The sequence below is a fragment of the Sphingomonas sp. SRS2 genome, from assembly GCF_000971055.1.
Taxonomy (GTDB): domain Bacteria; phylum Pseudomonadota; class Alphaproteobacteria; order Sphingomonadales; family Sphingomonadaceae; genus Rhizorhabdus.
On the sequence record NZ_LARW01000151.1, the window covers coordinates 1 to 14,396 of the forward strand.

The following is a 14,396-nucleotide window of genomic DNA, read 5'->3' on the forward strand; positions in this document are numbered from 1 at the left end:
CGGTCGGGCTACGCCCTCCCTACGCCGCGCTCAGCGCAAGCTGGCGCCTCACAACAACGTTACCCGATCCCGCAAGGGGGTCCCTTTTAGACGCCTATCGGGGGTCCCGTTTGCACGCCGATTGACAGGCTGATCGCGTAATTGGCCGCGTCACCAAGGAAATCGAGTGCGTCCGCTTGAAGCGCGCGCGAGCCACTGGCAACGCCCGCGATCATTTCGCCGCCGAACATGACGGCGTTGACGACAAGCGCAATCCAGAGCGCACGCCTCCATCGCGGGTCATTCAACCCGCTCGGCTTATCCGCTTCACATCTGGTGCAGACCAACGTCATCCTCTCGACAGTTTTGAGTCGTCCCCTCATATGCACCCTGTAGCAACTACAGGGTCAAGAGCATGGAAACCGCGCTGACGATCGGCCTGCTTGCCAAGGCCACGGGCACCAAGGTGGAGACGGTGCGCTACTATGAGCGGATCGGCCTCCTTGCTCAGCCGGGCCGAACGTCCGGCAATTACCGCGCTTACGGGGCCCAAGCGCTATCGCGCCTGAGTTTCATTCGTCGATCGCGAGACCTGGGCTTTTCGCTCGATCAGGTTCGCGACCTGCTCGATCTCGCCGACCACAAGCTTGATGATTGTCGGTCGGTGGACGCCTTAGCCACCGAGCATCTTGCCGAGATAGATCGAAAGTTGGCCGACCTCACCAAACTCCGGCGTGAACTCAATGGCTTAATCTCGTCGTGCAATGGTGGGACGATATCGGAATGCCGGATCTTGGACGCCCTCGCGCCGATCTGAAGAAGTTGAGCTTCACCATCCGGTAAAAAGACATGCTGCTCGTAGTCGAATAGCTTTGCCTCGATCGTGTCGTTATCACACCAGAAATCCCCGTGCGGGGGCCGTCGATATCAAGTTGACGGCAATGATATCGCCGACCAATTTCAATCCGATCCCCACACCGATTCCCCTCGCTCTGGAAGCCGATATTGGCAGAAGCTAAACGAAGGGAATATTCTCTACGCCGCCGCTGCGTGGAGGGGGATGATCGCTCGTGCAGCCATATCTTCCAGGCCTTCAACGATCCATCGGGAGTAATGCTTTTCAATCATGACGACGCTGGTGTCGTGCATCGCTGCAACGAGACGGATCGGCAGACCTGATGCAATGCCTCGGACGATCGACGAATGGCGCAGCGCATAAGGCACTATGTCCTCAAGCCCGATATGTCCGCAGATTGCGGCCCATGGGCGCGTCAGCTCCGAGGACGAGGTCCAAGCGCCGCGCCTGTCGCGAACCCACACGCCCGGTGCAGTCTGCTTGAGACGCCACCGTTCCAGCATCGGTTCATCGGCTCGCCGCCCGCTGGCGACAGCGCGGAGCGCGTCAATCACGTCCTGGCCGATCCGAATCGGGGAGTAGCCAGCAGCCTTGTTCCTTCCCTTTTTGCTGTGAGGCACAAGGAGACGCTTGAGCGATAATTGCGCGTCACGAACCTTCATCCGCTTCAATTGAGAGAAGCGCGCTCCGGTTGCGGCGAGGCAGAGCACCATCCTGCCAATGTCGTCGTCCATTTCGAAGGCGGTCGTGACGATCTGTCTTACGATCTCATCGTCGAGGATTTGATTATCGCGCGCGACCTCAACGTGCTCGATTACGATATCCTCGGCCGCGAGCCCGATCTTGATGATCTCCCCGAGTTCGGAAGGAAGCCGGCGCCGCTCTTTGCGATAAGTGGCGTTCAACGCGGCCTTGAGGTCGTTAAGAATTCTACGCCTTGTCGTGCCCTTCAACTTCGGATCGATCGAACCCCGCCAATCGATCAGTTTTTTCTCGGTAAGGTCATCCAGGCGGGTCGCGCAAAACGTCTTGTTAGAGAGAACGTGCTTATTCAGCGTGCTCGCTGCGTCTGCTTTCACCTCCCTTTCTTCCGCTGCGCTCTTCCTGGCGTTTCGCGCTGTGAGATATTCCTCCACGGCCAGTTGCACTGTCAGCGTCGGCCCACCTGCATCCGCGGCCGTCCTTCGCCGAGCGGTCGCAACCGCCTCTTTCGCGGCTTGAACGGCAGCGTAATAGCTCAGCGTGTCCTCATCGAATACATCGTCGGCGACACCGAGTTGGAGGCGACTGTAGCTACTTGTGCTTTTCTGATACCATCGGACGAGCCAGCGACCGCCGCGACGATTCTTATGATAACCAAGATGGACACCGCGATCGATGCTACGCCAATGGAGGCCCGGCTTGAGCCCTCCTCTAGCTGTTCTCGTCGTCAAAGCGCTCTCAACTAGTATCCGTGCCATGTTGTCAGCCTCGCCAATCCGATCGGGGCAAAAGCACGAAATATTCGTGTAAAAAGCCTCTCACGGACAATGATGAACACCGACAGCCTTATATAGAAAAACTCTATATTTCTCAAGAGCATGGACAGACGTCGACAATCAACTACGGACGCTCAAAGCTGTATTTTTGAGGCCTCTCACGGCGAAAACACGGGTTCGAGTCCCGTAGGGGTCACCAGCGTATATTTTTCAACAACTTAGCGTGATTTTTCGGGTGTTTGTTACACACCCATGTATCACACTCTTGCTTGATCCATTTCGGTAACGATTTGGACTTGGCAGCGCTGTGCCCCCTTGCTTCCATCCTCATTTCAAGCAATCTGACCGCGTTCCCGCGAGAACGGGAATGGGGCTTCGTAACCTCTCAAAGAGTCAGCCGGTCGCGTCTTCGTGGCCGGGTGGCATGAGCGCATGTCCAGCCGGTAACGGTAAAGGCTCATGCGCTCGTGGGACTCTCGCGAGTTACGAACGCCCGGCTCTAAGGCCGGGACGCCCCTTAGATTTGAAATGGGGGGCTTATCGTGAAAATGGCAGTTTTTCGCTACATCTCGGCTGCAACGGCGGCATATTGTCTGGCGATTAGTGCACCCACATTGGCGCAGAGTGCGGGGCCATGCGGCACCCGTGCGTGTAACAGCATCACTGACGGTCCGGCAGCGGCTCGATTGCAACTTGCTTGGGATGCATTGGCAACAACGACTGAACAACGAAATAAAATGATTGAGATTGTGAAGGAACAGACCGTTAACGGCGCTACCCTTTGGGACGCAACCGCGTCGAAGTACTTCGAATGGAGAGCCAATATAATGGGGTATGATCCTGCCCCACCGGCGTCGCGGTTGATATCATCTGCCACGGACTGGTCAGCCATGAAAAAAGTGGTTGAGGATCACATCCGATCACATCTTATAGACCCAGGTTCGGCTGATTTCCGTTGGCCATACGGCTTCGTGTTTACAACCTACAAGCCTACGATTTTTTCAGCGAAGGTAACCGGATGGTTCATTTGTGGCGCTGTCAATGCGAAGAACCGCATGGGGGGGTATGCCGGGGAGACGCCGTTCGTTGTGATCCAAGACAACGACGAAATTCTATTCTCTGACATGGGAACCATCGCAAAAATATCTTGCGAAAAATCAGCGTCAAACATGCCTCCACCTCAGCCCCAACTGCACGCCCGCTAACTCACTCATGATTGGCACAGCTTGAACAAGGGTATTATTAGCCCCTTAGAGCGCATCCGCATTGCTTTGGCTGGGTGGGTAGCCAAGGACGGCAGGTCGAATTCTAAGGCCTGTTTCCTGGTCAAATAAGGCCTATTCCGTGGCAGGCCCACCCTTAGGCTTCGCCTTCGCCTTTGTAGTAGACTTCTTCACGGCAGGTTTTGCCTTAGGTCTCGGGGTGGCCTTCTCTACGACCGGCACCGAAGCGGTTTGAGCAATACGCTTCCGACCAAGCCCAATCTTCAACGCCAAGGCCTTACGCTGCTCGGCGTAGTTCGGGGCAACCATCGGGTAATCGGCGGCAAGGCCCCACTTCTTGCGATAATCGTCCGGTGTCATGCCGTAGCTGGTCATAAGATACCGCTTGAGCATCTTCACCTTCTTACCGGACTCAAGGCTAACGAGGTAATCGGGCTTTATCGATGACCGGATGGAAACGGCAGGCTTTTGCTCGGGTTCGGGTTCAACGATAGCCTTACCCAACCCCTGTAAAGCATTGTGAACGCTCTTGATAAGCGTCGGCACATCCCCAACCGACACATTATTATTCGTCACATGGTTGGAGACTATGAGCGCGGTAAGGTCGAGTAGGGTTTCGTCTGCCATATGATCCTCTGATTATTATCGATGGCGATCGTGGGCGGTTATTACGGTGATAGCAATATCATCGGTTATGGACCTTCTGACCGTTGCCCAGCTGCCTATCCTGTGAAATCCTGATTTGATGAACCGCCTCGTCGCTATCATCATGGTCATCGCTGTGGCGCTCAGCACCGTCTTTCTCGTTATCGGTGTTGCCCGCCCGAAATCATATAAGGGCGGATGTGATATACCGCCCGCTCATTGGCGAACGCTAGCCGATGGGATTAACCACCATGCAATTCCAGTACGAATACACGTGACTAAGGATGGGGAGATTCGTTGGAACGGAACGGAGATCGATGACGGAACCTTGGCACGATACCTTAGGCTGTCGGAAGACTTGAACCCTCTGCCCTTTCAAGTTCTCGCCCCCGCCAAAGATGCGCCCTGCAACCGCGTTGAGCAGGTTCGCAAGATTATGAATCAATCCTATTGCCGCGTGCGGTGGGCTTGTGGCGAGGGTGACAGCGAAGGCGAATGGGATTCAGTAATGGAGGGCCGCAATCTCGGTGCGCGGATCGCCGAAGGCACCTTCGCCGCTGCGCAGGACTTCGACAGCGCGCTCGCCTATACGACCGACCTCAAGGCACGGGCCGTCCGGCTCGGCCGGGATCCCAGCCAGATCGTCGTGATGCCGGGCCTCAGCGTCTTCCTCGCCGATAGCGACGAGGAGGCGCGCGCGCAGGAGGATGCCCGGCTCGGCAAGCTCGACTTCAACAAGTCGCTGGTGGAGCTCGGACGGCTCTTCAACTATCATGACTTCGGTGTCTACGACCCCGACGCGCCGTTCCCCGATGTCAGCAATCTCACGTTGAACTCATATAAGGGCGCTGCCGAACGCCTCGTTGCGACCGCGCGCAGCGAAGCGCTCACGCTGCGCGAGACGGTCGCGCGCTTCCTTGGGCAACGGTCGCCCTTCGTCGGCACCGCCCGCACCGTCGCCGACGAAATCGAGCGCTGGTTCCTGGCGGGCGCGATCGACGGGTTCAACCTCCATGTCACGCGCCCCGGTGACTTCGACCGGTTCCTGAACGAGGTCGTCCCGATCCTCCAGGAGCGTGGCCTGTTCAGAACCGATTATAGCGGCGCCACCTTACGCGAGCATCTCGGCCTGCCGGTGCCCGAAAATCGCTATACGGCGGAGCGGCGGCAGGTCGAGGCCCTCGCCGCGGAATAGATCAGCGCTTCCCTGCCTCACGAGTGCGCTCCGCCAGCCATGGCCTTATGCGCCGGAGCGCCTCCGCGACCTCATCAGTCGAAACGGCAAAGCTGATCCGCATGTAATAACGGCCTTCGACCGGATCGAAGTCTATGCCCGGCGCCGTAGCAACACCGGTGTCGAGCAGCAGGCGTTTGCAGAACTCCATGCTATCCTCGGTCAGGTGGCGCACATCGGCATAGATATAGAAAGCGCCGTCGGGCGGCGCGATCCGGTCGAGGCCAAGCCCCGGCAGAGCATCCAGCAGCATGGCGCGGTTGCGCGCATAGGTTTCGACATGACCTTCGAGTTCGTCGGTGCAATCGAAAGCCGCCAGCCCCGCATGCTGGGCGAGCGATGGTGGCGTCAGGAAGAGGTTGCCCATCCGGGCGCGGGCCGCATCGATCAGATCAGGCGGCACCACGAGCCATCCCAGACGCCAGCCCGCCATACTGAAATATTTGGAGAAGCTGTTGACGACGATCGCTCCCGGCGCGTCTTCGAGCAACGAGCGGGCTCGGGTTCCATAGCAAAGGCCATGGTATATCTCATCGGAGATGATGCTTATATCGCGCTCCCGACAGATATGCGCGATAGCCTTTGCCTCCTCCGCGCTGATGACCGTCCCGGTAGGATTGGCGGGAGACGCGATGATTACGCCTTGCGGGGCAGGATCGATCGCGCGCAGCGCCGCAGCCGTGACCTGAAAGCGTTGCTCTTCGCCGCAAGCCAGTTCGACCGGATCGAGGTAGAGCGCCTTGATGCAGTTGCGATAGGCGACATAACCCGGCCGGGCGAAGGCGACCCTGTCGCCAGGTGCGAACAGGCAGGACAAGGCGAGGACCAGCGCAGGTGAAGCTCCGCAAGTCAGAATGACCTGCTCGGGATCGACCGTCACGCCATAGCGATCGAGATACAGACCAGCGATCCGTTCTTTAAGCTTGGGGCTTTCCCAATAGCCCATGCCATCGGTGTCGAGCACATGGTGAGCCGCCGCGATCGCGGCGGCTGGCGCGCCCGTCGATGGCTGACCGAACTCCATATGGATGATCGAACGCCCCTCGCTGCGCAGCCGGTGCGCTATCCTGCTCAGGGCAATGGCGTGAAATGGTTCAATCTGCGCAATCAAGGAATGTCTCTCGGTCTGACGCGGGGATATTCGAGTAGCCCCTCGCCCGCATTACGTAAGGAACACCCGCTAGTCATGCGTTATGCGCTCGTCACGCCGCCGCGCGGGCCTGCACAGCGCGCGTAACCGCATCCCTCGGCCGCCCTGCGCCATGTCGGCGGCGACATTGCGGCATGTCATGCAAGCTTCTAGCTTCGGTGATCGGAACGACTGGTGTGATCGAACTTGGAAGAGGTGCTCATGAAGCGCGCGGTAATCGTTGTCGGCATGGCCGGCCTTATGCTGGCTGGTTGCCAGGACGGGGGATCAAGCGGATCCACCAGCGGCGTCCGGTCGCAAATCCGCGGCGTCGGCTCGTCGACCGTCTATCCCTTCACCACCGCAGTCGCCGAACAGTTCGTCCGCAAATTTCCGTCCTTCAAAGCGCCAGTCATCGAATCTACCGGTACCGGCGCAGGGATGAAATTGTTCTGCGCCGGGGTCGGCGCGCGGTATCCCGACATCGAAAGCGCTTCGCGGCGGATCAAGCCCGCCGAGGCCAAGACGTGCCGCGATAACGGCGTCGACAAGATTATCGAACTCGAGATCGGCATCGACGGCCTCGCGCTTGCGGAGAGCAAGGAGGGGGCCGCAATCAAGCTGACGCAGCAGCAAGTCTATGAAGCGCTGGCGGCCACGCCTTATGGCAAACCCAATAAGACCAGGACCTGGAAGGACGTCGACCCGTCCCTGCCCGCCGTGACGATCAGGGTCTATGGCCCTCCCCCGACCAGCGGCACCCGTGACAGCTTCAACGAGTTGATCCTCGACAAGGGCTGCAACGCCAACCCAGAGATGGAAGCCCTCAAAAAGTCCGAAGAGGACCGGCATAAGCAAATCTGCACCAGGATTCGCGAGGACGGCGCGTTCATCGAGTCCGGTGAGAACGATAATCTCATTGTGCAGAAACTCAGTGCAAATCCCGACGCGATTGGCATCTTCGGCTACAGTTTCCTGGAGGAGAATAGCGACGCGCTACGCGGTGTAGCGCTCGGGGGCGTCGAACCATCCTCCGCGACGATCGCCGATTTTTCCTATCCAGGCGCGCGGCGGATGTACGTCTACGTCAAGCAGGCGCATCTCAATGCCATACCCGGACTCAAGCAATTCGTGGCCGAATATGCCCGGGGTTGGGAACCGGGAGGATATCTGTCTCGACGTGGTCTCATTCCCGCTCCGGCCGATATCAGGGCCAAAAACGCGACCGCCGCGCGTGAATATAAGCTGCTGGATTTCTCCTCGGTCAAATAACGCCCCGCGGCAATCCCGGGGGAAGTTGAAGAGTCGGCGGGTCGTAACAATGATACGACCGACCGATATATTATTTCAAACTCGCCCCCGACAAGAAAACATATCACCGCTAAAGGCTTCACTCGTCCGATCACATATGTATAGCAGCCGCCAAGGCTTATCTTAATCGGGCCAATGGGAGCAAATCGCGGGATGACCTATCCGCCGAATCAGGGTTTGTACGACAGCCGCAACGAGCATGATGCCTGTGGTGTCGGCTTCATCGCCAATATCCGTGGGCTCAAGTCCAATTCGGTCGTGCAGCGCGGCCTTGAGATACTTCTCAGGATCGATCATCGCGGCGCGGTCGGCGCCGATCCCCTGCTGGGCGATGGCGCCGGAATCCTGATCCAGCTTCCCGACGAATTGCTGCGCGCCTGGGCTAACGACGCCGGGCTCACCCTGCCTCCGTGCGGGGATTATGGCGTAGCGATGTGCTTCCTGCCGCGCGACGAGGCGGCGCGCGCCTTCGCGGTCGGAACATTCGAAAAGTTCGTCGCCAAGGAAGGCCAGGTCATGATCGGCTGGCGCGACGTGCCGATTGACACGACCGGCCTGGGCCAGGCCGTGCTCGACGAGATGCCGGTGATCCGCCAGGCGATCGTCGGCCGTGGCGGCGAAACACCCGATCAGGACGCCTTCGAGCGCAAGCTGCTCGTCATCCGTAAACAGACCCAGAACCCGCTCGCCACGCTCGCGATCAAGCATGATCTGCCCGGCCTGAGCGACCTTTACATGCCGTCCTTCTCGTCGCGCACCGTCGTCTACAAGGGGCTGCTGCTCGCGGGCCAGGTGGGCAGCTTCTACAAGGATCTCGCCGATCCGCTGACCACGTCGGCGATCGCGCTGGTCCACCAGCGTTTCTCGACCAACACCTTCCCGAGCTGGAAGCTGGCGCACCCCTATCGGTTCATCGCCCATAATGGCGAGATCAACACGGTACGCGGCAACGTCAACTGGATGAATGCGCGCCGCAGGACGATGGAATCGGACCTGCTCGGCCCCGATCTCGACAAGATATGGCCGATCATCCCGCACGGTCAGTCGGACACCGCCTGCCTCGACAACGCACTCGAACTTCTGGTGGCGGGCGGCTATTCGCTCGCTCATGCGGTAATGATGCTGATCCCCGAAGCGTGGGCCGGCAACCCGCTGATGGATCCGGCGCGCAAGGCGTTCTACGAATATCATGCCGCGCTGATGGAGCCGTGGGACGGCCCCGCCGCCGTCGCCTTCACCGATGGCCGTCAGATTGGCGCGACGCTCGACCGCAACGGCCTGCGCCCCGCCCGCTTTCTCGTCACCGACGACGATCATGTGATCATGGCCTCCGAATCCGGCGTGCTGCCGGTCGCGGAGGAGAATATCGTCCGCAAATGGCGGCTCCAGCCCGGCAAGATGCTGCTCATCGACATGGAGCAGGGCCGGATCATCGAGGATGAGGAGATCAAGGCGAGCCTCGCCGCGGCCGCGCCTTATACCAAGTGGCTCGAAGCCACCCAATATAAGCTCAAGGATCTCGACGCGCTCCGCACCGCGGAAACAGAGACCCCGAGCCTGCCGAACGATCCCCATGCGCTGCTCGATTGCCAGCAGGCCTTCGGCTACACGCAGGAGGATATCGGCAAATTCCTGGAACCGATGGCGCGCGCCGGAGAAGACCCGATCGGGTCGATGGGCACCGACACGCCGATCGCCGTGCTCTCGGCCAGGCCACGCCTGCTGTACGATTATTTCAAACAGAACTTCGCCCAGGTCACGAATCCGCCGATCGATCCCATCCGCGAGGAATTGGTGATGTCGCTGGTGTCGATGATCGGCCCGCGCCCCAATCTGCTTGGCCGTCAGGCCGGCACGCATAAGCGGCTCGAGGTCGAGCAGCCTATCCTCACCAATGGCGACGTCGCGCGGATACGATCCGCCGAAGCGCAGCTCGATGGAGCTTTCCGGACCGAGACGATCGACATGACCTGGGACGCCGCGACCGGCGCTGCAGGGCTGGCGATGGCGATCAAGGAGATGTGCTGGGCTGCGACCGAAGCAGTGCTGGCCGACAAGAACATCCTGATCCTGTCCGATCGCGCCCAGGGGTCGGACCGGATCGCGATGCCCTCGCTGCTCGCGACCGCGGCGGTCCACCACCACCTCGTCAAACAGGGTCTGCGTATGCAAACCGGTCTGGTCGTAGAGACCGGAGAAGCGCGCGAGGTCCATCATTTCTGCGTTCTCGCGGGCTATGGCGCCGAGGCGGTAAATCCCTATGTCGCCTTCAACACGCTCGAGGAAATCCGGGTCCGCCAGGCCCTGCCGCTGACCAAGCAGGAGGTTCGCAAGAACTATATCAAGGCAGTCGGCAAGGGCATTTTGAAGGTCATGTCCAAGATGGGCATCTCGACCTACCAGAGCTATTGCGGCGCGCAGATTTTCGACGCGATCGGCCTGTCCTCGGCATTTGTGGACAAATATTTTACCGGCACCGCGACGACTATCGAGGGCATCGGCCTCGCCGAGGTCGCCGAGGAGACCGTCCGTCGCCACGCGACGGCCTATGGCGATAATCCAATCTATCGCAACATGCTCGATGTCGGCGGAGTCTATGGCTACCGTATCCGGGGCGAGGAACATGCCTGGACACCTGAAAGCGTCGCCTCGCTCCAGCACGCGGTGCGCGGCAACAGCCAGGACCGCTATGGTGAGTTTGCCCGCTCGATCAACGAACAGAGCACACGGCTGCTGACGATCCGTGGACTGATGACCCTCAAACCCGGCGAGCAGCCGATCGATATCGGCGAGGTCGAGCCCGCAACCGAGATCGTCAAGCGCTTCGCCACCGGCGCGATGAGCTTCGGATCGATCTCGCGTGAGGCCCACACCACCCTCGCCATGGCGATGAACCGCATCGGCGGCCGCTCGAATACCGGCGAAGGCGGCGAGGAAGCCGACCGTTTCAAGCCGATGGCAAACGGCGACTCGATGCGTTCGGCGATCAAGCAGGTCGCATCGGGCCGCTTCGGCGTGACCGCCGAATATCTGGTCAATGCCGACGACATTCAGATCAAGATGGCGCAGGGCGCGAAGCCCGGCGAAGGCGGCCAGCTGCCCGGCGACAAGGTCGACAAAAACATCGCCAAGGTACGCCATTCGACCCCAGGCGTCGGCCTGATCTCACCGCCGCCGCATCACGACATCTATTCGATCGAGGATCTCGCACAGCTGATCCACGACCTGAAGAACGTCAACACCGGCGCACGAATCTCGGTGAAGCTGGTGTCCGAAGTCGGTGTCGGGACCGTCGCCGCTGGCGTTTCAAAAGCCCGCGCCGACCATGTCACCATTTCGGGCTATGAAGGCGGCACCGGCGCTTCGCCGCTCACCTCGCTGACCCACGCCGGCAGCCCGTGGGAGATCGGCCTTGCCGAGACTCAGCAGACGCTGCTGCTTAACGGCCTGCGCAGCCGCATCGTCGTGCAGGTCGATGGCGGCCTGCGCACTGGCCGCGACGTCGCGATCGGCGCGCTACTCGGCGCCGACGAGTTCGGCTTCGCGACCGCGCCGTTGATCGCCGCAGGCTGCATCATGATGCGCAAATGCCATCTCAACACCTGCCCGGTCGGCGTCGCCACCCAGGACCCGGTGCTGCGCGCACGCTTCACCGGTCAGCCCGAGCATGTGATCAACTATTTCTTCTTCGTCGCCGAGGAACTGCGCCAGATCATGGCGGAGATGGGCTTCCGCACGCTTAAGGAGATGGTCGGCCGGGTGGACCGGCTCGACATGCGCCAGGCGCTCGATCACTGGAAGGCGCATGGCGTCGATCTTGGCCGCCTGCTCCATCAGGCGAAGCCGGCGATGGGCAACACGCTCCATCATTCGAGCTTCCAGGATCATGGTCTCGACGCCGCGCTCGACAACGACCTGATCGCCGCCGCGGCGCCGGCGCTCGACAAGGGCGAGCCGGTGGTGATCGAACGGCCCGTTTTCAACGTGAACCGCACCGTCGGCGCGATGCTGTCGGGTGAGGTCGCGCGGCGCTTCGGCCATGGCGGCCTGCCTGAGAACAGCATTACCATCCGCCTGAAGGGCGTCGCGGGACAGAGCTTCGGCGCTTTCCTCGCGCATGGCGTTACGCTGGAATTGACCGGCGACGGCAATGATTATGTCGGCAAGGGACTTTCCGGGGGACGCGTGATCGTGCGCCAGCCCAGTCATGTCGACCGCAATCCGCTCGAAAATATCATCGTAGGCAACACGGTGCTCTATGGCGCGATCGCCGGCGAAGCCTATTTCCAAGGCGTCGCTGGCGAGCGCTTTGCAGTCCGCAATTCGGGCGCGATCGCCGTTGTCGAGGGCACTGGCGACCATGGCTGCGAATATATGACCGGCGGTGTCGTGGCGGTGCTGGGCCAGACCGGGCGCAACTTCGCGGCGGGCATGTCGGGCGGGATCGCCTATGTCTATGACGCCGATGGTCGATTTCGCGACCGTTGCAACCTCGCGATGGTCGACGTCGAGCCGATCGGCGGCGACGCCGATCCCGACGAAGGCGCGGGACGTCCGCAGCAGCGCCCCGCCAGCGTTCATGATTATGGCATGGGCGACATGCTCCGCCATGACGCGGAACGGCTTCGCATCCTGCTCGAACGCCACCACCTGCACACCGGCAGCGCCCAGGCTGGCGCGCTGCTGGACGACTGGCAGACCACGCTCGGCCGCTTCGTCAAGGTGACGCCGAGAGACTATGCCCGCGCGCTGCGGCAGTTGGAGGCCGAGCGCCTCGCTGCCGCCAATGTCGCCGCGGAATGACCGGAGATAGATGATGGGCAAAGCAACCGGATTTCTCGAAATCGACCGCAAGGACCGCGGCTATCTAAAGCCGCAGGATCGGCTGAAGAACTGGAACGAGTTCGTCGTGCCGATGGACGCGCAGCAGATCCGCGATCAGGCCGCACGCTGCATGAACTGCGGCATTCCATTCTGCCATAATGGCTGTCCGGTGAATAACATCATCCCGGATTGGAACCATCTGGTCTATGAATCGGATTGGAAGAACGCCTTGGAAGTTCTTCATTCCACGAACAATTTTCCGGAATTCACCGGTCGTGTCTGTCCGGCGCCCTGCGAAGCATCATGCACGCTGAACATCGAGGACAGCCCGGTCACGATCAAGTCGATCGAATGCGCGATCGTCGACCGCGGGTGGGAGGAAGGCTGGATATTGCCACAGACACCGGCGCGCCGCACCGGCAAGTCGGTCGCGGTGGTCGGCTCCGGCCCCGCCGGCCTGGCCTGTGCCCAGCAGCTCGCCCGTGCGGGCCATAGCGTCACCTTGTTCGAGAAGAACGACCGGATGGGCGGACTGCTCCGCTACGGCATTCCTGATTTCAAGATGGAGAAGCATCTGATCAACCGCCGGTTGGTCCAGATGGAGGCCGAAGGCGTCACCTACCGCGCCAGCACCGAAGTCGGCGTTCAGGTGTCGCTCGACTCGCTGCGTGAGAATTTCGATGCAGTCGTGCTGTCGGGCGGAGCGGAAAAGCCCCGCCCGCTCGAAATCCCCGGCTTCGAGCTACAGGGCGTGCGCTTCGCGATGGAGTTCCTCACCCAGCAGAACAAGCGCAACGCGGGCGATGACGAGCTTCGCGCCGCGCCGCGCGGATCGCTGACCGCAACCGGCAAACATGTCGTCGTGATCGGCGGCGGCGACACCGGATCGGACTGTGTCGGCACCTCGAACCGCCAGGGCGCGGCATCGGTGACACAGTTCGAGATCATGCCCAAGCCGCCGGAAAAGGAGGCCAAGGCGCTGTCCTGGCCGCACTGGCCGCTCAAGCTGCGGACGTCATCAAGCCATGACGAGGGCTGCGAGCGCGACTGGTCGGTCGTCACCAAGCGCGCGATCGGCAACAATGGCCAGCTTACCGCACTCGAGTGCGTCCGCGTCGAATGGGTCGGCGGGCAGATGCGCGAAGTCGAAGGCAGCGAGTTCACCATCAAGGCCGATCTCGTCCTGCTGGCAATGGGATTCCTCGGGCCCAACACCCCCGGCATGATCGAACAGGCTGGTGTCGATCTCGACGCACGTGGCAATGTGAAGGCCGATGTCACCGATTATGCGACCAGCCAGGACGGAATCTTTGCGTGCGGCGACATGCGCCGTGGCCAGAGCCTGATCGTATGGGCGATCCGCGAAGGCCGTCAGTGCGCCCGCGCAGTCGACCTCCATCTGATGGGCGCCACCGACCTGCCGCGCTGATCGGCCCTTGCGGCCTGGCCGCGCCGCATTATCTTGGGAGCGCGGGCCGGGCCCCTCTGGCGATCGAAATCGATCGTGATGTCGGACCGCATCGAGCATGCTCGGTGCCACGGGGTCTTTTTTCCTCACGCGCCGGGCGCGACATCGAGGGAGAATATGATTTGCACCATCCGAACATGATATGCCCCGTCTGCGCCGTGCCGCTGACGATGAGCGAACGCCAGAATGTCGAGATAGATTACTGCCCGCAATGTCGGGGCGTCTGGCTCGACCGTGGCGAGCTCGACA

The 14,396-nt window shown here is 60.9% G+C and carries 10 protein-coding genes and 1 pseudogene; 7 read left to right on the forward strand and 4 right to left on the reverse strand.

Features of this window, described 5'->3' with window-relative positions; translation table 11 throughout:
* Nucleotides 1–119: 119 nt before the first annotated feature.
* A pseudogene (locus WP12_RS24475) lies at nucleotides 120–332 on the reverse strand (cation transporter); the annotation flags it as partial.
* 62 nt (nucleotides 333–394) lie between these two features.
* Here WP12_RS24475 and WP12_RS22010 point away from each other — a divergent pair.
* On the forward strand, nucleotides 395–796 hold the full coding sequence (locus WP12_RS22010) for a MerR family transcriptional regulator (protein ID WP_046195799.1): 402 nt from the start codon (nucleotides 395–397) through the stop codon (nucleotides 794–796).
* A 218-nt stretch (nucleotides 797–1,014) separates the two neighbouring features.
* Here WP12_RS22010 and WP12_RS22015 read toward each other — a convergent pair whose 3' ends face one another.
* Nucleotides 1,015–2,295, reverse strand: coding sequence for a tyrosine-type recombinase/integrase (locus WP12_RS22015; RefSeq protein ID WP_046195800.1), 1,281 nt, complete (start codon nucleotides 2,293–2,295; stop codon nucleotides 1,015–1,017).
* A 560-nt stretch (nucleotides 2,296–2,855) separates the two neighbouring features.
* On the opposite strand from WP12_RS22015, the gene WP12_RS22020 reads away from it, so the two are divergent.
* Nucleotides 2,856–3,518: a hypothetical protein gene (locus tag WP12_RS22020; RefSeq protein WP_152664117.1), complete on the forward strand. Its 663-nt coding sequence runs from the start codon at nucleotides 2,856–2,858 to the stop codon at nucleotides 3,516–3,518.
* 132 nt (nucleotides 3,519–3,650) lie between these two features.
* Here WP12_RS22020 and WP12_RS22025 read toward each other — a convergent pair whose 3' ends face one another.
* On the reverse strand, nucleotides 3,651–4,163 hold the full coding sequence (locus WP12_RS22025; protein ID WP_046195802.1) for a MucR family transcriptional regulator: 513 nt from the start codon (nucleotides 4,161–4,163) through the stop codon (nucleotides 3,651–3,653).
* A 526-nt stretch (nucleotides 4,164–4,689) separates the two neighbouring features.
* Here WP12_RS22025 and WP12_RS26115 point away from each other — a divergent pair.
* Nucleotides 4,690–5,376, forward strand: a complete 687-nt coding sequence (locus WP12_RS26115; RefSeq protein ID WP_052730569.1) for an LLM class flavin-dependent oxidoreductase — start codon at nucleotides 4,690–4,692, stop codon at nucleotides 5,374–5,376.
* 1 nt (nucleotide 5,377) lies between these two features.
* Here WP12_RS26115 and WP12_RS22035 read toward each other — a convergent pair whose 3' ends face one another.
* Nucleotides 5,378–6,526 (reverse strand): aminotransferase class I/II-fold pyridoxal phosphate-dependent enzyme, encoded by a 1,149-nt coding sequence (locus WP12_RS22035; protein ID WP_046195803.1) that lies wholly within the window; start codon nucleotides 6,524–6,526, stop codon nucleotides 5,378–5,380.
* Nucleotides 6,527–6,766: 240 nt separating this feature from the next.
* On the opposite strand from WP12_RS22035, the gene WP12_RS22040 reads away from it, so the two are divergent.
* The 4 genes from WP12_RS22040 to WP12_RS24485 all read left to right on the forward strand — a co-directional run.
* Nucleotides 6,767–7,816, forward strand: a complete 1,050-nt coding sequence (locus tag WP12_RS22040) for a substrate-binding domain-containing protein (RefSeq protein ID WP_046195804.1) — start codon at nucleotides 6,767–6,769, stop codon at nucleotides 7,814–7,816.
* Nucleotides 7,817–8,008: 192 nt separating this feature from the next.
* Entirely contained in the window at nucleotides 8,009–12,658 is a 4,650-nt protein-coding gene (gltB, locus tag WP12_RS22045) for a glutamate synthase large subunit (protein WP_046195805.1), read from the forward strand.
* 13 nt (nucleotides 12,659–12,671) lie between these two features.
* Nucleotides 12,672–14,108, forward strand: coding sequence for a glutamate synthase subunit beta (locus tag WP12_RS22050; RefSeq protein ID WP_046195807.1), 1,437 nt, complete (start codon nucleotides 12,672–12,674; stop codon nucleotides 14,106–14,108).
* 176 nt (nucleotides 14,109–14,284) lie between these two features.
* A partial coding sequence (locus WP12_RS24485; RefSeq protein WP_200894576.1) for a TFIIB-type zinc ribbon-containing protein occupies nucleotides 14,285–14,396 on the forward strand: 112 nt, incomplete at its 3' end.